Annotated in this window: 18 protein-coding genes; 3 read left to right on the top strand and 15 right to left on the bottom strand. The window is 70.4% G+C overall.

Features of this window, described 5'->3' with window-relative positions; genetic code table 11:
* Positions 1 to 2: 2 nt before the first annotated feature.
* The 12 genes from BpN12_RS09435 to BpN12_RS09380 all read right to left on the bottom strand — a co-directional run bounded on the left by BpN12_RS09435 (position 3) and on the right by BpN12_RS09380 (position 14,870).
* Positions 3 to 512 carry a hypothetical protein gene (locus BpN12_RS09435; protein ID WP_246792210.1) on the bottom strand — a complete coding sequence of 170 codons (510 nt, stop codon included), beginning with the start codon at positions 510 to 512 and terminating at the stop codon, positions 3 to 5.
* Positions 513 to 514: 2 nt separating this feature from the next.
* Positions 515 to 913, bottom strand: coding sequence for a DUF4150 domain-containing protein (locus BpN12_RS09430; RefSeq protein WP_198252864.1), 399 nt, complete (start codon positions 911 to 913; stop codon positions 515 to 517).
* Between the two features lie 44 nt (positions 914 to 957).
* Positions 958 to 1,515 (bottom strand): DUF3540 domain-containing protein, encoded by a 558-nt coding sequence (locus BpN12_RS09425; RefSeq protein WP_246792209.1) that lies wholly within the window; start codon positions 1,513 to 1,515, stop codon positions 958 to 960.
* On the bottom strand, positions 1,512 to 2,582 hold the full coding sequence (locus BpN12_RS09420) for a pentapeptide repeat-containing protein (protein ID WP_246792207.1): 1,071 nt from the start codon (positions 2,580 to 2,582) through the stop codon (positions 1,512 to 1,514). The genes BpN12_RS09425 and BpN12_RS09420 overlap by 4 nt, the downstream gene beginning before the upstream one ends.
* Positions 2,579 to 5,215, bottom strand: a complete 2,637-nt coding sequence (locus tag BpN12_RS09415) for a DUF2169 domain-containing protein (RefSeq protein WP_246792205.1) — start codon at positions 5,213 to 5,215, stop codon at positions 2,579 to 2,581. The genes BpN12_RS09420 and BpN12_RS09415 overlap by 4 nt, the downstream gene beginning before the upstream one ends.
* A 6-nt stretch (positions 5,216 to 5,221) precedes the next feature.
* Complete coding sequence (locus tag BpN12_RS09410) at positions 5,222 to 7,918, bottom strand: contractile injection system protein, VgrG/Pvc8 family (RefSeq protein WP_246792204.1); 2,697 nt, start codon at positions 7,916 to 7,918, stop codon at positions 5,222 to 5,224.
* Positions 7,915 to 9,126, bottom strand: a complete 1,212-nt coding sequence (tssG, locus tag BpN12_RS09405; protein WP_246792203.1) for a type VI secretion system baseplate subunit TssG — start codon at positions 9,124 to 9,126, stop codon at positions 7,915 to 7,917. Before tssG ends, BpN12_RS09410 begins: the two co-directional genes overlap by 4 nt.
* Positions 9,090 to 10,928 (bottom strand): type VI secretion system baseplate subunit TssF, encoded by a 1,839-nt coding sequence (gene tssF, locus BpN12_RS09400; protein ID WP_246792202.1) that lies wholly within the window; start codon positions 10,926 to 10,928, stop codon positions 9,090 to 9,092. The genes tssG and tssF overlap by 37 nt, the downstream gene beginning before the upstream one ends.
* Positions 10,929 to 10,935: 7 nt before the next feature.
* Positions 10,936 to 11,313 carry a type VI secretion system baseplate subunit TssE gene (gene tssE, locus BpN12_RS09395; protein ID WP_042628382.1) on the bottom strand — a complete coding sequence of 126 codons (378 nt, stop codon included), beginning with the start codon at positions 11,311 to 11,313 and terminating at the stop codon, positions 10,936 to 10,938.
* 57 nt (positions 11,314 to 11,370) lie between these two features.
* Positions 11,371 to 11,928, bottom strand: coding sequence for an Hcp family type VI secretion system effector (locus tag BpN12_RS09390; RefSeq protein ID WP_042628381.1), 558 nt, complete (start codon positions 11,926 to 11,928; stop codon positions 11,371 to 11,373).
* Between the two features lie 36 nt (positions 11,929 to 11,964).
* Entirely contained in the window at positions 11,965 to 14,133 is a 2,169-nt protein-coding gene (tssC, locus tag BpN12_RS09385) for a type VI secretion system contractile sheath large subunit (RefSeq protein ID WP_246792201.1), read from the bottom strand.
* A gap of 530 nt (positions 14,134 to 14,663) precedes the next feature.
* Entirely contained in the window at positions 14,664 to 14,870 is a 207-nt protein-coding gene (locus BpN12_RS09380) for a hypothetical protein (protein ID WP_246792200.1), read from the bottom strand.
* On the opposite strand from BpN12_RS09380, the gene BpN12_RS09375 reads away from it, so the two are divergent.
* Positions 14,869 to 15,990, top strand: coding sequence for a hypothetical protein (locus BpN12_RS09375; protein WP_246792199.1), 1,122 nt, complete (start codon positions 14,869 to 14,871; stop codon positions 15,988 to 15,990). The genes BpN12_RS09380 and BpN12_RS09375 overlap by 2 nt on opposite strands.
* Before the next feature lie 172 nt (positions 15,991 to 16,162).
* Here the strand turns inward: BpN12_RS09375 and BpN12_RS09370 are convergent, their stop codons facing one another.
* The 3 genes from BpN12_RS09370 to gspI all read right to left on the bottom strand — a co-directional run bounded on the left by BpN12_RS09370 (position 16,163) and on the right by gspI (position 19,690).
* Positions 16,163 to 18,355, bottom strand: a complete 2,193-nt coding sequence (locus BpN12_RS09370; protein ID WP_246792197.1) for a tetratricopeptide repeat protein — start codon at positions 18,353 to 18,355, stop codon at positions 16,163 to 16,165.
* Between the two features lie 266 nt (positions 18,356 to 18,621).
* Positions 18,622 to 19,299, bottom strand: coding sequence for a PulJ/GspJ family protein (locus BpN12_RS09365; protein WP_246792196.1), 678 nt, complete (start codon positions 19,297 to 19,299; stop codon positions 18,622 to 18,624).
* The gene (gene gspI / locus BpN12_RS09360; protein WP_246792194.1) at positions 19,280 to 19,690 is read right to left on the bottom strand and encodes a type II secretion system minor pseudopilin GspI; all 411 of its coding nucleotides are present in this window, start codon (positions 19,688 to 19,690) and stop codon (positions 19,280 to 19,282) included. The genes BpN12_RS09365 and gspI overlap by 20 nt, the downstream gene beginning before the upstream one ends.
* 535 nt (positions 19,691 to 20,225) lie before the next feature.
* Between gspI and BpN12_RS09355 the strand changes: the two genes are divergently transcribed.
* Together BpN12_RS09355 and BpN12_RS09350 are read left to right on the top strand one after the other, a co-directional pair.
* Positions 20,226 to 22,478: a tetratricopeptide repeat protein gene (locus BpN12_RS09355; protein WP_246792193.1), complete on the top strand. Its 2,253-nt coding sequence runs from the start codon at positions 20,226 to 20,228 to the stop codon at positions 22,476 to 22,478.
* The gene (locus BpN12_RS09350) at positions 22,475 to 24,721 is read left to right on the top strand and encodes a tetratricopeptide repeat protein (RefSeq protein ID WP_246792192.1); all 2,247 of its coding nucleotides are present in this window, start codon (positions 22,475 to 22,477) and stop codon (positions 24,719 to 24,721) included. The genes BpN12_RS09355 and BpN12_RS09350 overlap by 4 nt, the downstream gene beginning before the upstream one ends.
* Positions 24,722 to 24,975: the final 254 nt, after the last annotated feature.

The following is a 24,975-nucleotide window of genomic DNA, read 5'->3' as shown; positions in this document are numbered from 1 at the left end:
CGTCACTGCGACTGGTAGGTGACCGTCGTCGGCGTGAGCCAGATCGTTACGTTCTTGTAGGGCGTGATGTTGCCCTTGGGCTGGCCGGCGGCGGTCAGGTAGTTGGCGTACACGTAGACGCCGATCGCCTTGCCGTGGCGCTTGGGCAGCTTCGCCGTGGCCAGCGTGGCGGGCGGCACCTGCAGGCTGACCACGTCGATCGCGGTGGCGAGCCCGGCGGTCAGCGCGTCCTTCTTCTGGAACCAGTCGGGGCCGGTGGCGGGCAGCAGCCCGGTGACGTTGCTGTCGTAGACGAACACCACGTCGAGCTGGGTGGCGGCGTTCTGGTTGGCGTTGACCTCGGCCACCACCTTGATCTGCGAGACCGCGGCGGACTTCGAGAAGCCGAGCCAGCTGCAGGCGGCCAGCAGGCAGCAGGCGCCGAGCACGGCGAGGCGCGCGAGCGTGCGGGCGCCGTGCGAACGGAGGGACCGGGCGCCGTGCGGACGGAGGGAGCGGAATGGACGGTTCATGGTCAGGCCAGCAGGAGGACGCGGAATTGCGCCGGCACGATCGACATGCCGACGGTGTTGAACGGCATGCCGTTCATGCCGACCAGCGAGGTCATGTGGGTGGCGAAGGCAGGACCGAACATCACCTTGAGGCTGCCGGTCAGGTAGGTGTCGGGGCCCATGAAGACGTTCGAGACGATGCCGCCCAGCACGCCGGGCTCGTCGCCGATGCTGATGGTGCCTTCGGTCAGCAGGTTCTCCGCGAAGCCGCCGCCGATCATCACGTTGAACACCGACGGGATGTGCATCGACGAGTACGTGATGTTGACGTAGGGAATCGGGACCGGCACGAGAGCCGGCGTCTTGCAGACGTCGGGAATCGTCGACATCGACATCGCGTCAAGGCTGTTGGTGGCGAACATGAGGGCTCCGGTATATGGGCTGGCGGGTGGGGGCGCGCGGCGCGTCAGCCCATGCTGATGCGTTCGCCGTCCACCTTGACGTCTTCCTCGGCGGTGACGATCGCCTGCTGGCCGTGCAGGCGCAGCAGCTCGCTCACCTCCAGCAGGTAGCGATCGGCGCGGCCGACGAACTGCCCGACGTTCTCGACGAGGCTGTCCTGCGCGGTGGTGAACAGGTTGCGCGCGGCGAGGTTCAGCGTGCCGGTGGCGGCGCTGACCTCGACGTCGGCCAGCGAGTTCAGCGCGATCGACTCGGTGGCGGCCAGTTCGATGCGGGCCTGCTCCACGCGCAGCGTCTCGGCGCCGGGCACGCTCAGCTGCACCTGTTTCGCGTCGGCGCGGTGCAGCACGTGCAGGATGTAGCTCGCGTCGTTCTGGCAGGTGGCCACGAGCACGTGGTCGCCCACCTCGGGGCGGATCAGGCAGCTGAGCGCCTGGTAGGCCACGCGGCCGTCGTCGAGCAGGTAGGCGTGCTGCTCCAGCGCCACGATCACCCTGGCCTCGACCAGATGCAGCGGCAGCGGGGGTGGAAGTTTGCTGGTGGTCCGGGGGGAACCCATCATTCGTTCTCCAGGGCAAGGGTACGGGCTTCGAGCTTGAGGCGCGCGGGATTGGTGCGGCCGACCTGGCGCAGGCTGGCGCCGCGGAACCGCGCGTCGGCGAGCGTCGCGTTGTGCAATTGGGCGTGGTCGAGATTGGCGTCGGAAAAATCGACCTGGCCGCCGGTGATGTGTTCGAGTCGCGCGTGGGCGAGATCGGCGCCCTGGAACGACACGTTGCGGTGGCGGCTCTTGTTCCAGACGCTGGTCGTCAGTTGTGCGCCGTCGAGCCGGCAATCCTCGAGCTGCGCCTGCTGGAAGATCGCGCCGTCGAGCTTCGCGTCGGACAGGTCCACGGCTTCGAGCCGCGCCTGATAGAGCATCGCGTTCGGCGCCTCGACGTTGCTGAGGTTGGCCTGCGCGAGATGCGCCTGATAGAAGTTCGAGCGCGTGAGGTCGGCGCCGGCCAGGTCGACCTGCACCAGCTCGGCGGCCGTCAGCGTGCAGCGCCGCAGCCGCAGCCCGCTCATCACCTGGCCGTGGAAGTTCGCGTTCGAGAACGTCACGCCGTCGGCTTTCAGGCCGCGCAGTTCCACCTCGCGCCAGTCGGCCGGGCTGATCACGCACTGCTCGAGCGTCGCGTCGGCCACGCTGGCGCCGTCGAAGCGGTCGTTGATCAGCGTGCAGCGCGTGAGCGCGCCGGCGTCGAAGCGCGCGCCGTGCAGCGTGCAGTTCACGAGCGAGCTGACCTGCAGCTGCGCGTGCGACCAGTCGCTGTCGGTGAGGTCGCAGTCGACCCAGCACGCGTGCGCCATGTTGCGGCCGTTCAGGCGCGCCCGCGTGAGGTCGCACTTGATGAAGTTCACGTGGTCGAGGTCGGCGTTGCCGAAATCGGCGCCGCGCAGATCGCAGTTGATGAACTTGGCGCGCGCGAGATTGGCGTCGGCGAACGAGGCGTTCGAGAAATCGACTTCGCTGAAGGTCGCGCGGCCCAGTTCGCGGCGGCGCGCGTCGAGCCCGTGCAGCTCGCGCCGCGCGACGGGCTTGCCCAACTCGATCGCGAGCGCGATGTCGTCCCAGATGGTGGTCATGCGGGGCTCCCGTTGGCAATGCCTTCCGGCGGAATCGAGCCGGTGCGCTCGCACTGCACGAACGCGGCGTCGCCGAGCCGCGCGCCGGTGAAGTCGGCCTTGCGGCAGCGGCACTGGAAGAATTCGGCGCGCGCCGCCTCGGTCATGCGCAGCTGGCTGGCGTGGAAGCCGCACAGCGAGAACAGGCTCGCCACCAGGCGCGCGCCGCGCAGGTCGGCCTGCCCGAAGTCGCAGCGCAGGAAGCGGGCCGCCTCCATGTCGACGTGCGAGAGATCGGCGCCGTGAAAGCCGCAGTTGCGCGCCGTCGCGCCGGTCAGCGCGGCGTCGCGCCAGTTGGTCTTGCCGCCGGCCTGCACGCCGTCGAGCCGGGCGCGATCCCAGCGGCTCGCCTGCAGGTCGCTCAGGTTGAAGACGGCCTTCGTCAGCTTCGCGCGCGCGAAGCTCGCGCGCTGCAGCTGCGCGCGCATGAACACCGTCTTCTCGAGCGTCGCGTCTTCCCAGCGGCTGTCGTCGGCCTCGATGTCGAACAGCGTGGCCTTGCTCGCGTCGGCGCCGTCGAACGCGGCGCCGGGGCAGGCGAGCCGCAGGCCCAGCAGGCGGCGCAGGCGGGTGCGGCGCAGGTTGGCCTGCGGCCACTGCGCGTCGAGCGCCTGCGCGTGCGCCAGCTCCGCGCCCTCGAACGAGATCGCGCGGCCGCTGCTGGCGCAGAGATTCGCGCGCGTGAGATCGGCGCCCGAGAAATCGGCGCGATCGAGGCGCGCGCCCACCAGCACCGCGCCCTGCAGGTTGGCGCCGACGAATTTCGCGTCGCTCAAGTCGGCGCCGTCGAACATCGTCTCGCGCAGGTCCGCGCCCGAGAAGTCGACGCCGGCCAGATCGGCGCCGGCCAGGTCGCGCCCGGCGAGCGGCACGCCCGCCGCATGCCATTGCCGGACCCGCTCGCCGAGCGCGCGCGCGGTCTCGGGCAAATAGGGCAGCGCGGCGACCGTGACCTTCGGCGCCGAGCGACGCGCCTGGCGGCGCAGCGACGGGATCTTCGCGATCGCGGCGCACGATTTGTCATGGCGCGCCTGCTGCTTCGGATCGGCGTCGTCGGGCGGCGCCGGCAGCCTGGCCAGCATGCCCTCGACCCGCGGATCGCGGCCGGTCTCGCCCGGCGGCAGCAGGTCGTAGGCCGGCAGGGCCGCGCGTTCGAGCGCGTCGGCCAGCTGCTTCGCGGCATCGACCGGCGCCGGCGTATGGGCCGGCAGGCGCGCCAGCGCTTCCTTGCCGCGTTGCTCGGCCTCGGCCACCAGCGCCTTGGCGCGCGTCATGACTTCGGTCAGGTCGAAGTCGCCCTCGGCCACCGTCTGCGAGGTCATGATGCCGAGCGCCGGCAGTTTGGCGCGGGCGACCTGGTGGCCGGCCGGCGGCGGCGTGCCGCGTCGCGCCCAGTGCTGCGCGTCGAGCAGGTCGAGGCGCCGCTGGCTGCGCGCGAGCACGGCCTGTTCGGCGCGTTCCTGCTCGGCCGCGCGGCGCGCCTGGTCGGCCGCCGAGCGCTCGGGCGCGAGCTGGCTGTCGTTGAACACGTGCATGCGGCCCGCCTCCGGATCGAGGCGCAGCTGCATCACGTCGCGATAGTGGCCGACGCTCTTCGGGCTGTCGCGGTATTCGTAGCCGACCATCAGCGTGCCGACGTCGAGCGCGTCGCTGTCGTCGATCTCGATCGTGCCGTGGTGGATCACGATGCCGAGATCGTGATCGGGCACGAACCAGACCGTGTCCATCGCGAGCGGCACCTCGCGCATCGCCTCGGGCGTCTCGCCGAGCTGGGTCACGAACGCGCGCGCGGCCAGGTCCGGCAGCGTGCCCGTCAGCTCGGCGTGCTGCGGGTGCAGGTTGCGCAGCAGGTAGCGTTCGCCGCCGCGCAGCGGCGCCTTCAGCCACTGGTCGGGCGGCGCCATGTTGAAGACGCTCCAGTCGAGGTCGCGCGCGAAGCCGGGCGCGTCGTGGCGGCGCCAGCCGCGGCCGTAGCTGCCGAGCTTGTCGCGCCGCGCGCGGTTGGCGAGCGGGATCGGGCCGAAGCCGGCCGCCACGCTGGCGCGCCAGCCGGCGTTGGCGGTGCCGGCCGCGTAGGCCACGTTCGGCATCGGGCCGCGGCTCTTGCCGAACCACGATTCGCGGCTGCCGCAGCCGGCCGGGTTGACCGGATTGCGCGGGCCGCCGAACGCGCGCGCGTAGGTGATCGGCATCGCGAGGAACGGCTTGGGCCGGCCGACGCGGCGCCCGCCCAGCGCGCCGATGCGCCATTCGCGTTCGCCGCACACGGCCAGGCACTTGCCGACGGCGGGCTGGCCGGCGGTGTCGTCCACGCGCAGCAGCACGTCCACGCCGGTGGCCGCCTGCTTGCCGGGCGCGTGGGCCGAGCCGAGCAGCAGCACCTCGGCGCCCTGGCGCGGCATCACTTCATCGAGCGGCTGCCCGGCCGGCAGGCTCGCGACCACGTGCGGCCATTGCGTGCTTTCGGCGAGGAAGCGCTCGTTCGGCGCGCCGAGCCGGAAGAAGCCGAGCACCGCCACCGACAGCCGGTGCTGGCCGAGATGGGTGTAGGGCTTGTGGAGCACGCCGAGTGATTGGGGTTTGATGATTTTCATCGCGGCTCACATGAAGATGATGGTGGCTTCGATCATGTAGATGCGCGTGACGATGTTGTCGACGTGCGGCGTCTCATCGTTGTTCGAGACGCGCGCGCCGGGGCCGGCCGTCTCCACCTCGGTGAGTTCGGCGTTGGTGACGATGTTCGAGGTGGCGCCCGTGGTCTCGATGCGGGTGGCGTTGCCGGATGTTTCCGTGATGGTGGCCTCGCCGTTCGTGGTGTCGTCCGACGCGACGCCGTTCACCGTCATGGTGGTCTTGCCGGCGTAGGTCGTCTCGTCGGTTGCCCAGCTGGCGACGGTGACGCGATTGACGATGCCCTGCGTGGTCGATTCCTCGACGTCGCCGGCTATCGTGGTGCGGTTCGTGTGGCCGATCGTGCTGGTTTCGATGATGTTGCCCGAGACCGAGGTGCGGACCGTGTCGCCGACCGTGCTCGTCTCGGTGACGTCGCCCGAGATCGAGACGCGGACCGTATTGCCGGTGGTGCTGGTCTCGTCGATATTGCCCGTGGTCGAGACGCGCGTGACGTTGCCCGACACGCTGTTCTCGATCAGGTTGCCGCTCTGGCTGGTGCGCGTGGTGTTGAGGCTCGTGATGTTTTCCACCGCGTCGCCGGTCACGCTCGTCGTGAACACCTGGCCCGTGTACGAGATGGTGGTCGACACGCCGATGTTGCTGTTGGTGGTCGACACGCCGATGTTGCTGTTCGTGGTCGAGGCGCCGATCGTCGTGGTCGAGGTGTTGGTGAGATTGATGCCGACCGAGGTGGCGTTGTCGATATCCGAATAGTTGTGGCTGATGCTGCCGATCTGGCGGCTGTAGGTCGAGCCGAGCGACTCCGAGGCGCTCAGGATGTCGTCGGCCACCACGCCGCCGTACAGCTCGACGGAACTCGAACTCGCGCCGACGGCCCGCGAATTGGCGACGCTGAAGTTGTAGCTGGAGCCCTGCGTGAAGCTGACGTTGTCGAAGCGGTCGGTGTGGTAGGCGTCCGAGACGATCTGGGTGGACTGCCTCAGGTCCGGGTGCGAGTTCGCGCCGTAGCTGATGCTCTGGTTGTCGCCGTAGTTGGTCGAATAGTTGTTGCCGACGTGCGTGTTCGACAGCCAGTCTCCCTTCACGACCAGCTCGCTGCCGTTGGTCTGGATCACGTTCTGGATTTCCGGCAGCTCCGATTCGTCCTGCGCGCGCGCGACCACCACCACCGAGCCGACCGTGGGCGCCGTCTGCATCGACGCCGAGAGCTTGACCCAGACCGGCGCGGCGTCGGGCGCCGCGGTCGAGAAGCGCACGTACACGCCGACCTGCTCGTACGAGGTGTTGTTCAGCGCGTCGCCGAAGCTGCTCTGCCCGATGCGGAACGAGTCCCGCGAGCCGAAATCGACCGCGCCGGCCGCATCGGGTGCCTCGCTCGCCACCACCTTGGCCAGCACGCTGCCCTGCTGGGTCGCCTGGATCGAGTAGGGGGTGATCAGGTACGACGCGTCGCCGGCCTGGAACTGGTTGCGGTAGGTGCCGTCGGCGCTCGCCTGATGCTGGATCGCGGTCAGCACGAACGCGCCGTTGTCGAGAAACGGCTCGTGCGGGTTGGTGGGCCCGTCGCCGCTCGTCAGCGTGAAGCGGTGCCCGACGCGGAACGTGGCGCAGTTGCTGGCGCCCGACAGCTCGTTGCGGCTGCCGTCGAGCGTGCTGCGCGTCTTGGCCGACAGATGCTGCACCTCTTCCTTGCTGCCGCCGTACTGGTAGCTCTTGTAGAGATTGAACGGCAGCGGGTTGGCGTCCTGCAGGTCGTTGGCATAGAACGAATTGAACTCGACCACCGGGTTGCCGAGCCAGGCGCCGTCCTGCTGCGTGAGCACGCCCTGCACGCCGGTGCTGGCCATCGACTTCTTCATGCTGAACTCGGTGACCACGTCCTCCTGCTCCAGGCCGAGCGAGGTCGCGTCGGAGTAGGTATAGCGCAGCGGCCGGCCGCCCGGCACGGCCTCCGGATAGTGGGCCAGGTTCGAGAACACCAGCGCGTGGCCGTTGCCGGTGTGGACGAAGTAGAAATACAGCAGCGCCTTGCCCATCAGCCGCTTGAGGAATTCCAGGTCGGTCTCGCCGGCTTGCATCCAGTCCTGGCGGCGGATCACGGCGAGGTTGTGCTGGGCGTGCTGGAACGGCAGGTAGGCGATGTGGTGCGCGTCGAGCAGCTGCGCGATCATCTCCCACACGGTGCGGCGGTGGAAGACGCGGTAGTTGTTGGTCAGGCTCAGGCGATGCAGCGCCGGCTTCATCGTGATCGCGTAGCTGCCGCGGTTCTTCACCGCGAAGCTGGTGACGATGCCGTTGAACAGCGAGAGCCGCGCGCCCGGCACCGGGTTGCCCTCGATCGCGGCGCGGAACTCCATGGCGCTCGCGCCGGGCTCGCGGCGCTTGCCGATGCCCACCGTGATCGCGCGGCCGATCAGTTCGTCGAAGCGGAACGTGACCGGGGCGGGGGTGCGGCCGTCCGAATTGGCGACCAGTTCGAGCTGGAACTCGAACGGCTCGGACACGTTTTCCTGGCCCTGGAAGCTCTCGAGGCGGAACGTCTCGGCACCGAGGATCGTGTCGCGGGTGACGAACACGGCGCAGTGCAGGTAGACGTCGGGCTCGGGCGCGCCGAGCGGGTTGACGGAAAACGCGCGGGTGGCGGCGGTGAGGGTGTCGCTCATGCGGCGCCTCCGGAATGGCGCGTCGTGATCAGGAAGCTGACCGGACGCGTGGCATGGCGATGCGCGGGCGTGCCCGCGAGCCAGGCGCTCTGGCCGAGCCGCATCGAGCTGGTGTCGGCGCCGCGCGCGGGCTGCGGCAGCGGAGTGGGCGGCACGCTCGGGTCGGCCACGTGCAGCACGATCTCGACGTCGGCGAGGCGATCGACGAGCAGCTTCACGAGGCCGCTCAGCATCGCGTAGCCGGGCTGCGTCGGGGGCAGCGTGACGGGCGCGGCGGCCGAGCCCACCGCGGCGAGCGCGCCGATCGCGCCGAGCGAGTCCAGCGGCACGGCGCCCGCACCGGCGGCCGGCACCGGCGCCGGCGGCAGCAGCCGGCACATCGCCGCGTAATCGACCACGCCGATCTCGAGGCGCAGGCGTGCCTGCTGGTCCCACACGCGGCGGCCCACCACGCAGGTCTGGCCGAGCCGATGGTTGCTGCGGCCGAGCGCGCAGCGATCGCGTTCGTCCAGCTCGTGCCAGGCGCCGACGTTCTCGGTCAGCCTGACCTTCGCGCCGAGCGCGAGCCCGAGCACCTCCACCAGCGTGGCGGGCTGCTTGCGGCGGTTGGCGAGCAGCCCGGCGATGCCGAGCCAGGCGCGCTTGGGCAGCGGCACCTGGGCCGCCAGCTTCGCGTCGTCGAGGCCGACCAGCGCGGCGAGCCGCTGCGCCATCGCGGTCTGCCCCGGCGGCGCGTCGTCGAGGCCCGGCGTCAGCTCGCGCTTGAGCTGGAAGCGCAGCACGTTGGCGCGCTGGTTGAAGATGTCGAAGAAGTCGGCCATCGCCGTGGCGCGCAGCGCGGCCAGCTCGCGCGCCCACTCGGTGAACGGCTCGGGCAGCGGCCCCGTCACGCTCGCCACGCAGAAGTTCGCGGTGCTGATCTCGAAGCCCTGCTCGCGGGCCTCGTCGGCAACCGCGGGCGCGGCGTCGCTCGCCGGATCGTTCGCCGATTCGTCCACCCGGGCCGGCAGCGGCGTGACGCTCGCGAACTCGCTGGCCGGGAACGCGGCCGACAGGTCGCCACGGAACCGCAGGCGCCGCCCGATCGGCAGGCGCTGGTTGGTATCGCGCAGCATCAGGCGCATCAACTGGAATACGTTGAAGTCCTCGTGCCGCCGGAGCATGTACTCCCTTACAGTGCGATAGCGGTGCCGGCCAATGCTAGCCATTGCTTCGGGCTCCCTTTGAGGTTACGCGTTTCGAGCGCGACTTCGACCAGATGATTGACGCTCGCATAGCCGCGCAGGAACTGGCGCAGCACCGAGCAGAACAGCACCACGCTGCCCGCGCCGATGTCGATCGGCTCCATCACCACCGTCAGCTCCGAGCCGCGCACGAAGCCGCGCCAGCCGTCGCGGCCGACGTGGCGCATGATGCTGCGGCTGCGCAGCTCGGTGATCGCATCGATCTGCTTCCAGCCGCTCTCGCGGTGCGGGCCGACGTGCAGCCGCAGGATGTCCTTCAGCGCGCCGAGCGCGAGCGTGCCGCCGTCGAGCGAGAGATGGTTCAGCGACAGCTGCGAGATCAGCGACCACGGACGATGGCCGATCTGCGCGGGCGTGTGATGCGGCGAGGGCTTGGTCAGCGCGGTGATCCGCCTGACCGGGCCGCCGCCCTCCAGATGCAGCGGGCTGCCCGACATCAGCCGCTCGGGCAGGCGCCGGTTGGTGCAGAGCGCGGTGCCGCCCACCACCTCGTCGTTCGGGTGTTCCAGGTTGAACTGCTCGTCGAGGAACGACACGTAGGTTTCGCTGCCCGCCACGTTCGGCGCGGTGGCCGGCAGGCGGCGGCACAGGTAGAAATAGTCCTGCCCGTCGAGCTGGCCGAAGTTGTCCATCGCGAAGTACGGGGCGATGGTGCGCGGCTTGCCTTCGCTCGAGATCGATTCGAGTTCGCGAATCGAATGGATCTCGCAGTAGCGATGGTTCTTGAGGTCGCCCGTGACGCGGTATTCGTATTCGTTGTGGCCGAGCGCGATCGGCTCGATGCGCTGCGTGAACAGGTTGATCAGCGGCACGCAGTTCATCAGCAGCGAATCGGCCGAGAAATGCAGCTTCGGCTCGAACGGCATGTCGAGCACCAGCAGCAGGTCGAAATAGTCACCGACACCGTCGAAGTCGAGCTCGTCGAGCCGACCGACTTCGAAGAAGCCGAACTTCTCCGGAAACGCGAAATATTCCTGCAGCAGCCGGTAGCCCGGATGCGTATGCGGGTTGGCGTTGAGCACCGCCTCGTCGGGCTCCATGCCGAGCCAGCGCAGCGCCTCGGGCGGCAGCTGGCGGGGCCGCTGGCCGGCGGCGGGCGGCAGCACGTAGATGCCTTCGAGGTGCAGCGCGATCATTTCGTAGAGCGCCACGGCGTCGGGCTGCGCGTCGTTGATGTAGAAGCGCAGGCGCGCCGGGCCTCGGCCCTTGGCCTGCAGCGTGCCGACGCCGTCGGGGCGCACGCGGATCCGCAGCACCGAGCGCGACGACGAGGTGCTGCCGAGGAACGCGTATTCGAGCGCCGATTCGAGCGCGACCGTGTCGAGCCGCAGCGGCAGCAGCGGGGTGTCGTAGCAGGTCTGGAAGCGGCACTCGGTGTTCTGTCCGAGATGGTTGGTGGTCAGCGCGGTGACGGTGCGGCCGCGCGGCAGCAGTTGCTCCTTCGAGAAATCGGTGCCGTCCGGCTTGACGTCGATCCGGGCGATCAGCATCGACGGGATCGGGGCTTCCAGGTGCGGATACAGGAACGCGAGCATCGTGTCGGGCAGGCGCGTCTTGTCCTGTTCGACCTGATGGCGCAGGCGCCCGGTGAGGAACGCGAACGACTGCAGCAGCAGCTCGACCTGCGGGTCGCTCGCCTCGCGCGCGTTGAGCCCGAGCGTGCGGGCCAGCTCGCGATGCTTCTCGCTGAACTGGACCGACTCGGTGCGCAGCGCGGCCAGTTCCTCGCGGAAGCAGTCGCTGAGCGTGACGGTGGCAGGTTGCATCCGGACCTCAGTGGGAGGGCAGCTCGAAGTGGAACACGTCCACTCCGTTGCTTTGGTCGAGCGTGCCGTAGATCGCCAGGCGATACGGCCGCAGCGTCTCGCTGCTCGCTTCGATCCGCACCCTGGGCGACTTCAGGCGCGGTTCGTAGCGGGCAACGAGGCGGGCAAGGCGTTGCGCGTACAGCTCGAGTTGAGGCTTGCTGTCCAGTGCGATGTCGACCACGCTCGGCGAGCCGAAGTCGAGCAGGTCCAGGTCGCCGCCCACGCGCGTGGTGCGCGCGCTGACGAGACGCTGGATCTGCGCGGCGACGGCGGCGCGCAGATCGAATGTCTGCGAGCCGTCGAACGACGGAGGTTCCGCCAGGCGCTCGAACAGGAACTGCATGCCTTCTCCTTGCCGGTTCGGCGATGGATTGCCGATGAGTACGCGCAACGTGCAGCGTCAGACGAGCGACGAGAACGAACCGCCGATCGGCATGTTCTTCGCGAGGCTCCACCCGGTGGTCTTCACGCCCTTCGCCGTCATGTTGTTCAGCTGCTGCGTGTAGGTCCAGATCACTTCGGTGAAGTTGAGCTTGAACTGCTCGGTCGGCATGTCGTTCGGATGCGTCTGCAACTGGATCTCGCTGATGATGGCGTCCTTCAGCTGGATCTTGATGATGTTCATCGTCTTGCCGCCCGACTCGCGCGCGATGTAGATCGTGCTCGGCGCGCCCGCGCCGCTGCCCAGCAGCTTGGCGCCGAGGCAGTAGTCGTAGAGCTTCACCGAGGTCTGGTCGACGTACTTGACCAGCGTGAACTCGGTGATGATGGGCCGGCCCGAGGTCCGCGCGTTGTTGCTGACGTCGGTGGTGACCTGCTGCTTCATGCCCTGGTGCAGCGACACGATCTCGATGCACAGCCCGGTCGGGCCGTCGGCCATCCAGGCCGAATTGTCGATCTCGCTGCCCTCCTGGTTCATGATGCTTTGATCACCCGGCTGGAAGAGAATCAGATCCATGACCAACTCCTAGAAATAGTGAAAAGATGAGAAAAGTTATTTCGGCAGGTTGGCCACGAGCCGGATCGAGGTGGTCAGCTCTTCGAGCTGGAAGTGCGGCTTGAGCAGCACGGTGGCGCGGTACGAACCCGGCTCGCCCGGCACTTCCGTGACGATCACCTTCGCTTCGCGCAGCGGGTAGGCCGCCTTGGCGTCCTGCGAGGCGTTGTCGTCGAGCAGCACGTAGTTCGAGATCCACGAATTGAGGAAGTCCTCCACGTTGCCGCGCGTCATGAAGCTGCCGATCTTTTCGCGCATGATCACCTTGATGTAGTGCGCGAAACGCGAAGCGGCCAGCATGTACGGCAGCAGCGCGGAGATGCGGGCATTGGCGTTGGCCGAGTCCGAGAAGTACTTCTTCGGCTGGTTGGTGGTCTGGCCGCCGAAGAACGCCGCCTTGCCGGTGCCCTTGCAGTGGCAGAGCGTGATGAAGCCGAGGTCGTTCAGTTCCTTCTCGCGACGGTCGGTGATCGACACTTCGGTCGGGCAGAGCAGCTCGACGCTGCCGTGTTCCGAGGTGAACGTGTAGATCGGCAGGTTCTCGACCAGGCCGCCGCCTTCCACGCCGCGGATCGCCGCGGTCCAGCTGTACAGCGCGAACGCGTTGGTGATGCGCTCGGCCAGCAGGTAGGCCGGGTTGCCCCACAGGAAGTGCTTCGGTTCCGGCTCGGGGTAGCTCTGGATCTCGTTGGTCTTCTTGACGTAGAACGTCTCGTCGATGCCGGCCGGGCCGACGTGCTCGTCGAAGTTCAGGCCGTCGCAGGGCGTGGTGTTGCGCTTGGTCGGCGTGCCGTAGGGCAGGCGCAGCAGCGCGCGCGGCAGGGCCAGCGTGACGTAGCGCGAATCCTCGAGTTCGCGGAACTCGCGCCATTTCTCGGCGGTCACGCCTTCGAAGATCTTCTTCAGGTCGCGCGGCTTGTCGAGCTGGTCGAAGCCGCTCAGGCCGAACAGGTCGGCCGAGGCCTGCGCGAGGAACGGCGCGTGCGCGGCGGCCGCGACTTCGGCCATCTTGGTCAGGAAGTCGATGTCGGCGTCGACGTTGCCGATCGCGTAGTCGCCCACCAGCAGGCTGTACGGATTGCCGCCGAAGGTGCCGTACTCGGCTTCGTAGATCATCTTGAAGAGGGCGCTCTGGTCGAACTCGACCGCCTTCATCATGTCGTCGCAGAGTTCCTTCTTGGTGGCGTTGAACACGCGCAGCTTCAGCATCGTGCTGGTCTCGGTGTTCATCACGAGATGGTTCAGGCCGCGCCAGGTGGCTTCCATCTTCGTGAACGAGTCGCAGTGCATGATGCTCGACAGCGCGCTGCTCAGCTGCTCGTCGATCAGCGAGACCAGCGTGTCGATCACCGCGATCGCGCCGCGTGCGCGCACGCTCTCGATCTGGTCGGCGGAGGTGCGCGGGCCCTGGCGCACGAGCGGGGCGGGCGGCGCGGCCGGATCGACCGTGGTCGGCGTGAGCGCGCCGACGTAGTAGAGGTTGAACTGCTCGATGAACACGTCGAACATCTCGCCGTTCGACGGCTTGGTCACGGTCGAGGTCTTGTCGTCCTTCGGATCGAGCGCGACCAGCGCGGCGCGGGCCTTGGTGACCGTTTCGGCGTCGGCCTTCAGCGCGGGAACGGCGTCCTGCGCCGCCGTCTTGCCGTCGGCCGAGGCGGCCACGGCGGCCGTGCCCGGCTTGATGTCGCTGCCCGAGATCACCGAGGTGAGCGGGTCGCCGATCGAGCCCGACGCTTCCGCGCGCGCCTGCAGGTCGCGGATCTTGCCGCGCTTGTCGTAGATGTCCTTCAGCGCCGGCAGCGCCTTGATCACCTGCAGCGGCTCGAACGCCTCGATCTTCGAGAAGACCAGTTCGTTGTTGCCGTCGGCCTTGAGCAGGCTGGCGATCGCCGCGTCGTCCTTCTTCAGCGCGTCGAAGGTCGTGCGCGGCGCGATCTTCGCCATCACGTCGTTGAAGTTGTCGCGGTCGATCTCGACCATCGAGCGCTCCTTGAGCGCCGGATAGTTCGCCGCGTCGACGCGTTCGCCCTGCAGGTCGGCCAGGATGCCGACGATGAACGGCAGCTCCTTCTTCTCCATGGCTCCGCCGGTTTCCACGTCATACGTGATCTTGACCCGGGGGGGGCGGATACGCAGGAGCTTCTTCTGCACGCTTTCACTCATGATCTCACCTCGCGTTGTTGACTCTTATGAAACGTTCGATTGGTCCGGCGATGAGCATGCTCAGCGCGCCGTGATTGCACGACACCGCCCCGGCGCCCCGCATGACGTCGCGTGGCGCCGGGGACGGCGATCGATTCGATTGTTCGCGGCGGCCCGGCTTCCCCGTGCATCTAGGCCGGGCGAGGGCGAACCGTTTCGCGGCTTGGATAACGCAATGGCCGTGCCATGCGAGGGGGCCGCGGGCAAGGCCATGATTTGGCGGGAGGTTTTGTTTTCGGGCGGCGAAGCGATGGGTGCGAATCCACCCAGCCGGAAAACGCGTCAAGCCGGGCGCGGGGGCTTGCCGGGCCTGGGTGCGCGGTGCATGCGGGCGGCCTGGGGCGCGGCGGTGGGGGTGGGTGGCGGGATACCCAGGGGCCGGCGCACGTCCCCGTTGTGATCGGCGTGAACCGTGCGTAAGATCGGCCCCGCGTCGTTGCGCAACCGAACGGATCCCTCAGTGCGAGCCGTCTTCGTTTTCGAAAGGAAATTCAGGTGAGCTTGCCAAAGAAGCCGAACACGGGCGGTGCCGCGTCGTCATCGTCCGCTTCGTCGACGCCGCCGCCGTCACACTCGTTCGCGGCGCCGCCGTCGCCGCCATCGGCCCCGTCGTCGCCCTCGTTGGCCCCGCCGTCGCCGGTACTGAGTCCGCAGCTGCCGGTCACGCCGGCCACCACGCCGCCGCTGTCGCCCGTCATGAGCCGGAACGACATGGGGCTGCGGCCGCAGGATGCGCCGCTGCAGGCGTTCCGCGATTCGCACCGTGGGGTCGCGCCGCACAGCGGGGCGCTGTTCCAGGATCAGTATCGGAGAAAGCCGGCGAGCGGCTATCCGGGACAGAGCTTTGCGCACGATGCGTTGCGCGAGTCCGCCAGCTCGTTTGCGGCGCAGTCCACCGCCGCGGCGCCGCTCACCGATCTCGAAGCCACGATGCACATGACGGCCGCGCAGCTGCACGTCACGGCCCCCGGCCCCGAACTGCGGGCCGCCCTGACGCACGGCTATTCGATCCTGAACAGCATCGGCAGCCTGAAGAACGACAGCGAGAGACTCGCGTTCGCGGACAACCTCCACGAGCGGCGCGAGCAAGTCAAGGCCAACCTCGCGGCCGCGGCCGATCACCTGCCCATGCACAGCCGCAAGCGCATCGCGCTGGCGTCGCCGCAGCGCGAGACCATGGCGCGCGGCGGCGACTACCTGAGCCCGCCGACGAGCCCGCGGCGGCTCCTGTTCGACACGACCGACGGCGCGGCCGGCGCGTTGTCGCCGGTCGAGCAGCGGAACCTCGCGCGGCGCATGCTGACGCCGCTGATGGAGCCGTTGTGGACACCCGCGGCGCGTGCCGCCGGCGCGGCGCCGGCGGCGTTTCATGGCAGCGACATCCGCGAGGCGAGGGATCTGTTCACCGCGCAGGCGAACCACACGCCCGAGATCGGACAGGCGGCCACGGCGCGGTACGAGGCGGGCGGCACTCCCACCGAGACGCAGGTGCGCGTGGACGCGGTGCCGTCCGCCGCGTTTTTCAGTACCAAGAGCAAGAAAAGGAAACGCGGGGCCGACGCGGAGGACGAGGTACGCGGGGCCGGCGCGCACGAGATCGTGCCGACCGATCGGCTCGAGGACATCGCCGGGCTGCCCGCTCATGCGAGACCAGCCATGGCGCACGCGCAGGCGGACGCGCGCACCAACACCGCCTTGACGATGTTCCGGAGCACGACGCCGGCGGCTTCGTCATCGTCGTCGAGCGCGGCGGCCGCGGCGTCGAGTTCCGTCGCGGGGCCGCCGTCGGGCGGATCGGGTTCGGGCTCGGGGCATTGAGGGCCGGCGTGGCGTCATCGGCAGCGCCGGCGTGAGCGTGCATGCCATCTCGCCGGGCCGGGGTTCGGCGCCGCGCCCGACGCGATGACCGGCCGGGGCTGGCCGGGCGGCGCCGAGGCGGCGTACCGGCTCGGTGTCGAGGGCGACGCGTGCCGCGCCGGAACGAAGCACCTCACGCGTCGAGCGCCCGCCCCACCGCGTCCACCACATCATCCCAACGACCGGCGTCGGCCTGCCGGAACAGCCGCGCCGTGGGATACCACGGGCTGTCCGCGCGCTCGCGCAGCCAGCGCGACTCGGCGGGCCGCGGCAGCAGCACCCACACCGGCCGCCCCAGCGCGCCGGCGAGATGCGCGACGGCCGAATCCATCGCGATCACGAGATCGAGCGCGGGCAGCAGCGCGGCCAGATCGGCCAGCGAGATCAGTTCGTCGTCGACGCGGCGCAGCGGCGTGGCGGCCAGCGCGGCTTCGTCGTCCTTATCGTCAGGCATCTGCAGCGCGATCCACTCGATATCGCGCGTGAACCACGGCTGCAGCCGCGCCAGCGCGATCGTGTGCGCGCCGGCGTCGTGATGGCCGGGGTTGCCGCGCCAGGCCAGGCCGACGCGGCGCCGCGTCGGCGCGCCGAGCCGCGCGGCCCACTGCTGCGCGCGCGCCGGCTCGGCGTGCAGGTAGGGCGTCTCGCCGGGGATCGTCGCCAGCTCGGTGCGCAGCGCGTGCGGCAGGCTCGGCAGCGGGCAATGGCAGTCGAAGTCGGGCAGCACGTCGCCGCGCGCGACCACCTGCGCGACGCCGGCCAGCGACTCCATCAACTCGCGCAGCGGCGGCGGCACTTCCAGCACCACGCGCGCGCCGCGTGCCGCGACGAGCGGCGCGTAGCGGCACAGCTGCAGCGTTTCATCGGGATCGAGTTCGGCATGCAGCAGGATCGTGCGGCCGTCGAGTGGCGTGTCGCCGTGCCAGGCCGGCTGCGTGAACACGCGCGCCTCGCGCGCGCGGCGCGGGTCGTTGAGACGCCATTCGTAGTCGGCCCAGCCGCGCGTGAAGTCGCCGTCGGCCAGCAGCAGCGCCGCGCGCGCCAGATGCGCGTCGGCCTGCACCGGGTTCACGCGCAGCGCGTGATCGTAGGCGGCGAGCGCGTCGACGGCGCGGCCCAGCTCCTGGCGCAGGCGGCCCAGTTCGAGCCAGCCCGTGGCCTGCCCGGGCCGCAGCGCCACCACGCGCTCGGCCGCGGCGAGCGCCTCGTCGTGACGGCCCAGCTCGCGCAGCACGCCGGCGCGGCCGGCCCAGGCGTCGACGAACTTCGCGTCGCGCGCGTGGACGGCGTCGCAGACGGCCAGCGCCTCGTCGCGGCGGCCCAGCGCGCGCAGCGCGGCGGCGCGGTTGCAGAGGATATCGAGCGCGTCGGGTTCGATCGCGAGCGCCGCGTCGTAGCCGGCCAGCGCCTCGGCATGGCGCCCGGCGCGCAGCAGCGCGTTGGCGCGGCCGGCGAGCGCCGGCAGGTGCGTGGGATCGGCGGCGAGCACGCGCTCGCAGCGCGCGAGCGCCTCGTCGTGGCGGCCCAGCGCTTCGAGCGCGGCGGCGCTGCCGTACAGCGCGTCGAGCCGCGACGGGTCCGCCGCGATCGCCTCGTTCAGCGCCGCGAGCGCCTCGCCCGGACGGTCCAGGTCGAGCAGCGCGTGGCCGCGCATCGCGAGGATCACGGCCACGCCGGGGCGCAGTTCGCCCGCGCGCTCGAAGGCCTGCAGCGCTTCGCCGTGGCGCGCGAGGTCGCGCAGCGCGAGGCCGCGGTTGAACCAGGCCTCGCAGGAATTCGGATCGACCATCAGCGCGCGGTCGTAGGTGTCGAGCGCCTCGTCGTGGCGGCGCAGCGCGCGCAGTGCGCCGCCGCGGTTGCAGAGCGCATCGATCACGAGCGGCGAGACCGCCAGCGCGCGATCGTAGGCGGCCAGCGCGGCGTCGTAGCGGCGCAGTTCGAGCAGCGTGTTGGCCTGGCGCACCAGCGTCATCAGGTCGTTCGGATCGAGGCGCAGCGCCGCCGCGAAATGCTCGAGCGCTTCCTCGAGGCGGCCTTGCGCGCCGATCACGCCGCCGAGGTCGGATTGCGCGCGCACCTGCGAGGGCAGCACCGTCAGCGCCTGTCGCAGCAGCGCCTCGGCCTCGGCCGCGTCGCCGCGCTGGAACTGCAGCACGCCGAACAGGTGGAGCGCCTCCGGATGCGCCGGGTCCTGGTCGAGCACGGCGCGGTAGTCGCGCGCGGCATCGCCGAAGCGGCCCGTTTCGTGCGCGTTCTTGGCCCGCTTCAGGTCCGTCGCCACCGTCGACGGCGCCGCCGTGCGCGCCACCGATGCCTGCCCCGCCATGTTGTTCCCCAATTCGCCCGACACATGCCCTCCCGTTGACCGATATTCGATTGCCGCCGCGGCGCGCGAGGCGGCCGGCCGTTGCCGCGCCGCTCGCTCGCGATCCGGACGAGCGTAGCGGAGCGCCCGTAACAGCGCCATGACGAAAGCTACGGACCATTTACGCCGACGCGCGCGCGGCCGAGCTTCGCGGCAGCCCTCGGCGGTGCCGGCGGCGGGGTGCGCGTCACGCGGCCGGCCGGGCTGCTGCCGTCGCCACTGGCTGATCACTGGCCGATCGGAATGGTCCGCGAGTATTCCACCGGCGGCGAGCCGATCGTCACCGTGAAGCGCAGGCCGCGCGGCAGCGGCGTGCCGAGCGTCGCGAGGCTGCTGATGCCGTGCTGCGCGAGAAAGTGCGCGTAGACGTCCTCGACCGCGACCTGGCTGCCGGTCCAGCCGGTGGGCGGCACCCACACCGACAGCTGCATCGAGCGCGCGTCCTGCGTGACCACCACGCCCGCGTACTTGTCCATCTCGCGCAGCGTCGCGTCGAGTTCGGTCAGCGAGCCGAGCGGCTGCGAGGCGCTGCGCATCAGCGTATGGCCCTTCAACTGGTAGCGCACCACCTGCACCGAGGTCGGCCCGCTGCCGATCCCGACGTGGCGCACCAGCACCAGCTCGTTCGGCTTGATCCGCAGCGGCGGCCCGAACACTTCGTCGGCCGTCACCAGGTTGAGCAGGTCGAACTGCAGCTGCGAGAAGTAGCGGCCGAGCAGGCGCGTCTGGGACAGGTTCGCGGCGATCGTGTCGCGGCCGCGGATCGTCGAATCGAGCCCGCGCCACGACAGCAGCGCGATCACGGCGATCAGCGCGATCGCCACCAGCATCTCGATCAGCGTGAAGCCGCGCGCGCGCGGCCGGCCGGGGCGTCCGGCGCGCCGCTCAGTTGCCGCGCGCTTCATTCTGGACCACGGAGACGACCTCCGCGAGCACGTTGCGGCTCGAGGCCGAGGCGTAGACGCTGACCGACACCTGTCGCAGGCGCGGCATCGACAGCGCCACCACCGTCTGGCGGCAGACGAATGCATAGGGGCCTTGCGGACAGGCGAAGCTGGTGCGGCCGACGGGCGGCCAGACGGCGGTGACCTTCAGCGTGCCGAGCGCGTTGTCGGCGCTCCAGAGCGCGAGCAGACGCATGCGCGCCGTGTCGGTGTCGGTAGCGAGCGAGCCGATCGCGCGCATCACCGCGCCGAGCGCGATCGCGACGATCGCCAGCGCGATCAGCACCTCGATCAGCGTGAAACCCCGTGGCGCCGGTCGCGCGGCGCGTCTGTCGTTGGCTCGAAGGCTCATTCCGGACATCGTTGGTTGGTCGGCCGCGGCCGGCGTTGCCGCCGTGTCACGTCTCCGGTATCGAAACGAGGCCGCGTGTGCCGCATCGGGCCGCAGTCGGTCGAAACGTGAGGCACGAGACGAGACGCGCGGCGGCAGGGCCGGCGCACGCGCTTGCACCTTAAGCAAGCGGCATGGCAGCCGCGTGTCGAAAGCTACGAACCTTTCCGGCGCGGCACGCGGCTCGGGGAAACCCGGGGTACCGGCCGGAATGCCCGCCGGGCACGGCAAACCGGTGCCGGCACCGGCCGCGCGGGGCGCGCCGGCGCGGGCCGGTCAAATGTTCCGTAACTTTCGTCATACCGGTGTTACGGGTCGTCCGCTAGCCTCATCGGCGCGGCGCTCGGCGTTCCGCGCGTTCGCTGGACAGGCCGGTCGGTCTGGCCGCGAACGAAAAACCCGCGAAGCGGGCACGGCGTGGCTCGCCGCTGCCGCCGCGAGTGCGTCCGACACGCCGGGCAACCAGACATATCGCAGAGAGAACAGGGGCCACACGATGATATCGAAGGGGGAAGGGACCACGTTCGCCAGCCCGGCCGGCGGGCCGGGCCAGACCGGACTCGGTTCGCCCGATGCCGCCGTGCTCGAACGGCTGCTCACGCGTGCGCGCCGCGCACACCACGAGGGCGCGCTGCAGCAGGCGGAACAGGCTTATGAGGAACTGCTCGCGCTCGATGCCGAGCATCCCGAGGCGCTGCATCTGCTGGGTGCGGTGCGTTTCCAGCAAGGACGGCTCGACGAGGCCGAGCCGCTGATGCGGCGTTCGGTGGAGCGCCGGCCGGTGGCGCTCGCGCTCGCCAACTATTCGGCGGTGCTGGCCGGGCTCGGCCGTGAGGAGGAGGCGCTGAGCCGCCTCGACGAGGCGCTCGCGCTGCAGCCGGGCCACCAGCGCGCGCTGTTCCAGCGCGCCGGGCTGCTGGCCCAGCTGGGCCGGCACGACGATGCCTGCGAGAACTACGACCGCCTGCTCGAACAGGTGCCGAACTTCGCCGACGGCTACGTGCGGCGCAGCGAGGCGCGCCAGGCGCTCGGCCGGCTGGAAGACGCGCTGCGCGACTGCGATCGCGCGCTGCAGCTGGCCGGCCGCACCTTCGACGCGCAGCGTGCGCGCGGGCTGGTGCTGCGTTCGCTGGGGCGCTTCCGCGACGCGGTCGACAGCTACGGCCACGCGCTCGCGCTGGCGCCGGGCCATGTCGAGACGCTGTTCCTGCGCGGGGTCGCCTGGCTCGACCTGCAGGAGCCGGCGCGCGCGCTCGCCGATTTCAACTCGGCGGTGGCCGCCCATCCCGGTTTCGTGGACGCGCTGTTCAACAGCACCATCGCGCTCGGCCAGCTCGGCCGCCACGCCGAGGTGCTGGCGCGCTGCGACCGCGTGCTCGAACTCGATCCGCGCCATGCGCTGGCGCTCGCGCAGCGCGGCAACGCCGCGGCGCAGCTTGGGCGGATCGCCGATGCGCTCGACAGCTATGCGCGCTCGCTCGAGGTCGCGCCGGATGCTGTCGACGTGCTCTGCAATCAAGCGAGGATGTTGACCGCCGTAGGCCGCTATGATGAGGCGCGCGTCTCTTGCGATCGCGTGCTCGCGATCGATACCGATCATGTGCCGGCGCGCTTCGTGCGCGGCCGCGCGCTGCTCGAGGCACACCACTACGACATCGCGCTCGACGACCTCGGCGTGGTGATCGCCGCCACGCCCGACGACAAGCTCGCGCATTTCCATCGCGCCAACGCGCTGCGCGCGCTGCGCCGTCACGATGAGGCGATCCAGGCCTATGCCGATGCGATCGCGATCGATCCCGAGTTCGTGCAGGCGCACACCACGCGCTCGTTCCTGTGCCTCGCGACCGGCGATTTCGAAACCGGCTGGGACGCCTACGAATGGCGCTGGCGCGATACCCAGCTCGACTCGAGCCGCCGCACGTTCGCGCAGCCGCGCTGGAAACGCGGCATGCCGCTCGACGGCCGGACGATCCTGCTCTACGCGGAGCAGGGTCTCGGCGACACGCTGCAGTTCTGCCGCTACGCGCCGCTCGTGAAGGCGCTCGGCGCGCGTGTCGTGCTCGAGGTGCAGTCCGAACTGGTGGCGCTGCTCGGCTCGCTCGATGGTGTCGATGCGCTGGTCGCGAAGGATGCGCCGCTGCCGCCGTTCGACCTGCATTGCCCGCTGATGAGCCTGCCGCTCGAATTCCGCACCGATCTCGGCTCGATCCCGGCCGCGCCGTCCTACCTGCGCGCCGATCCGGTGCGCGTGGCGCGCTGGCGCGAGCGCTTCGGCGGCGCGGCGAAGCCGCGAATCGGCGTGGTCTGGTCCGGCAACCCGCTGCACCTGAACGACCACAACCGCTCGATCCAGCTCGCCGACCTGCTGCCGCTGGTGGATGATCGCCACACCTGGATCAGCCTGCAGAAGGTCGTGCGCGACGAGGATCGCGCGGTGCTCGACGCGAGCGCGATCCACTTCGTCGGCGACGAGCTGACCGATTTCGCCGAGACCGCCGCGCTGATCGAGACGATGGACTGTGTGATCAGCGTGGACACCTCGGTGGCCCACCTGGCGGGCGCGCTTGGCCGGCCGCTGGTGGTGCTGCTGCCGTACACGCCCGACTTCCGCTGGATGCTCGATCGCGACGACAGCCCGTGGTATCCGGGCGCGCGTTTGTTCCGGCAATCGGCCGGCGGCCAGTGGTCCAGCGTGATCGAGCGGCTCGCGGCGGCGCTGCCGGCCATCGCGGGCGGGAGCGAGCGGTGAGCCGGACGGTCCCGCAGGCGGCGCCCGCCGGCGCGTCGGCGCCGCTGCGCGCGGCGCTCGACGACGCGCTGCGCAACGCGCGCGGCTGCTTCGAGCGGCGCGACTTCGCGGGCGCGAGGCGCCTCTACGAAGGCGTGCTCGCGATGGCGCCGAACCACGTCGAGGCGATGCATCTGCTCGGCGTCGTGCTGCTGCACCTGCACGACCCGGCGCGCGCGGAGCCGCTGCTGGCGCGCTCGCTGCAGCTCGGCCTGAGCATGCCGTGGGCCGTCGCGAACCACGCGACGGCGCTGGCCGGGATTGGCCGCCACGACGAGGCGCTCGTGCTCGCCGAGCGCGCGCTGGCTGCGGAGCCGGCCAATTCGACCGCGCACGCCGCGCGCGGCGACGCGTTGGCCGGACTCGCGCGTTACCAGGACGCCGCGGCCGCCTACGAGCGCACGCTCGCGCGCGAGCCCGGCAACGCGCGCGCCTGGCAGCGCCGCGCCGACGCGCTGCGGCGCAGCGGCCGGCCCGCCGATGCGCTGATCAGCATCGGCCAGGCACTGCATCTGATGCCGAACGACGCGATCGCCCACGTGATCCGCGGCGACGCGCTGCGCGCGCTCGGCCGTCCCGCCGAGGCGCTGCACAGCTATCAGCTCGCGGTGGTGGTGCGCGGCAAGGCCCCTGATCTGGTCCATGCCTGCGGGATGGCGATGATCGAGAGCGGTCGTCCCGCCGAAGCGCTCGTCTGGCTCGACGAGGGGCTCGCGCGCGCGCCGGACGACGCGATGCTGCTGTTCGCGAGCTGCATCGCGCTCGACCTGATGCACGCCCACGCCGATCTGCTCGCGCGCTGCGACCGGCTGCTCGCGCTGAGCCGCGACAGCGGGCCGGCCTGGCTCGGCCGCGGCAACGCGCTGCTCGGGCTCGAACGCCACGAGGAGGCCGAGCAGGCCTATGCCGAGGCGCTGGCGCGGCTGCCCGACAGCGTCGACGCGCTGCGCAACCGCGCGGCCGCGCTGCGCGCGCTGGCCCGTCCCGCCGAGGCGCTCGATCATTTCGATCGCGCGCTCGCGCTGACCGGCCCGCAGCCCGAATTGCTGTACCAGCGCGCGCTGACGCTGCAGCTGCTGGGCCGCTACGACGATGCGCTCGCGAGCCACGCCGCCGGCGCCGAGGCTCCGGCCGACACTGCGCGCGCGCTGTTCACGCGTGCGCTGACGCGGCAGCACATGGGCCGCCACGACGCGGCGCTGGCCGACCTGCTGCTCGCGCGCGAGCGCGACCCCTACCTCGGCGAGGCGCTGCGCACCGAGGCGTTCTGCCGGCTGATGACAGGCGACTACGCGCTTGGCTGGGAACGCCACGAGGCGCGCTGGCAGGCCGCCGACACGCTGCGCGACCGGCGCTACGCCGAGCGGCCGGCCTGGACCGGCGAGGAATCGCTCGCGGGCCGCAGCATCCTGCTGCACGCCGAGCAGGGCTACGGCGACGTGCTGCAGTTCCGCCGCTACGCGAGCCTCGTGAGCGAGCTGGGCGCCACCGTCTACGTCGAGGTGCCGGCGCCGCTCGTCGAGCTGCTCGGCACGCTGCGCGGCGTGAGCCGTGTGGTCGACGACGGCCAGACCTTGCCGGGCTTCGATTTCCAGTGCCCGATGATGAGCCTGCCCTACGCGTTTCGCACCACCACCGAGACCGTGCCGGCCGCCGTGCCGTACCTGCGGGCCGACTCCGCGCGACGCGCGGCCTGGGCGGCGCGGCTCGATGCCGTGGCCGCGCCGTGCCGGCCGCGCGTGGGCCTCGCCTGGTCGGGCAATCCGCGCCATTCCAACGACGCGAACCGCTCGATTCCGTTCGCGATGCTCGCGCCCTGGATCGCCGCGTCGGGCGCCAGCTTCGTGAGCTTGCAGCAGACGGTGCGCCCGCGCGACGCCGAGGCGTTCGCGGCCAGCGGCGTCGCGTCGTTCGGCGAGGCGCTCGAGAGCTTTGCCGACACCGCCGCACTGGTCGAATCGCTCGATCTCGTGATCAGCGTCGACACCTCGATCGCGCATCTGGCCGGCGCGCTAGGCCGGCCGCTCTGGGTGCTGCTGCCGCGCGTGCCCGACTGGCGCTGGCTGCTCGATCGCGACGACAGCCCGTGGTATCCGACCGCGACGCTGTTCCGGCAGGACCGGCCCGGCGACTGGCCGGCCGTGATCGAGCGCGTCGCCGCGGCGCTGACGGGCCATGCGTGGCCGGTGGCCGGCAGCGTTTGAGTGGCTGCGGCGAGGCGGCGGGCGGCCTCGCGCAATAGATGACGGCGCCAGGAAAGGGTGAAAACCCGAATAAAACCCCCGAAAAAGGGGCAAAACAATACAAAAGCGGGGCACGAACCCGTGACTGTGACAAAAGCTACGGACCTTTTCCGCCCGCCCGGAATGGTCCGTAGCACCCGCCATGTCCGCGCCATGCGCGCTTCGTATCGTCGTTCGATTCCGGTCTTGCGCCCGCGGGGACTGCGGACAGGCCG

Origin of the sequence: Burkholderia perseverans, from assembly GCF_022870505.1 — a bacterium.
In the GTDB taxonomy this organism is placed as follows: Bacteria; Pseudomonadota; Gammaproteobacteria; order Burkholderiales; family Burkholderiaceae; genus Burkholderia; species Burkholderia plantarii.
Note: the sequence above shows the minus strand (reverse complement) of the source record. Positions and strands in the feature narration are given on the sequence as shown.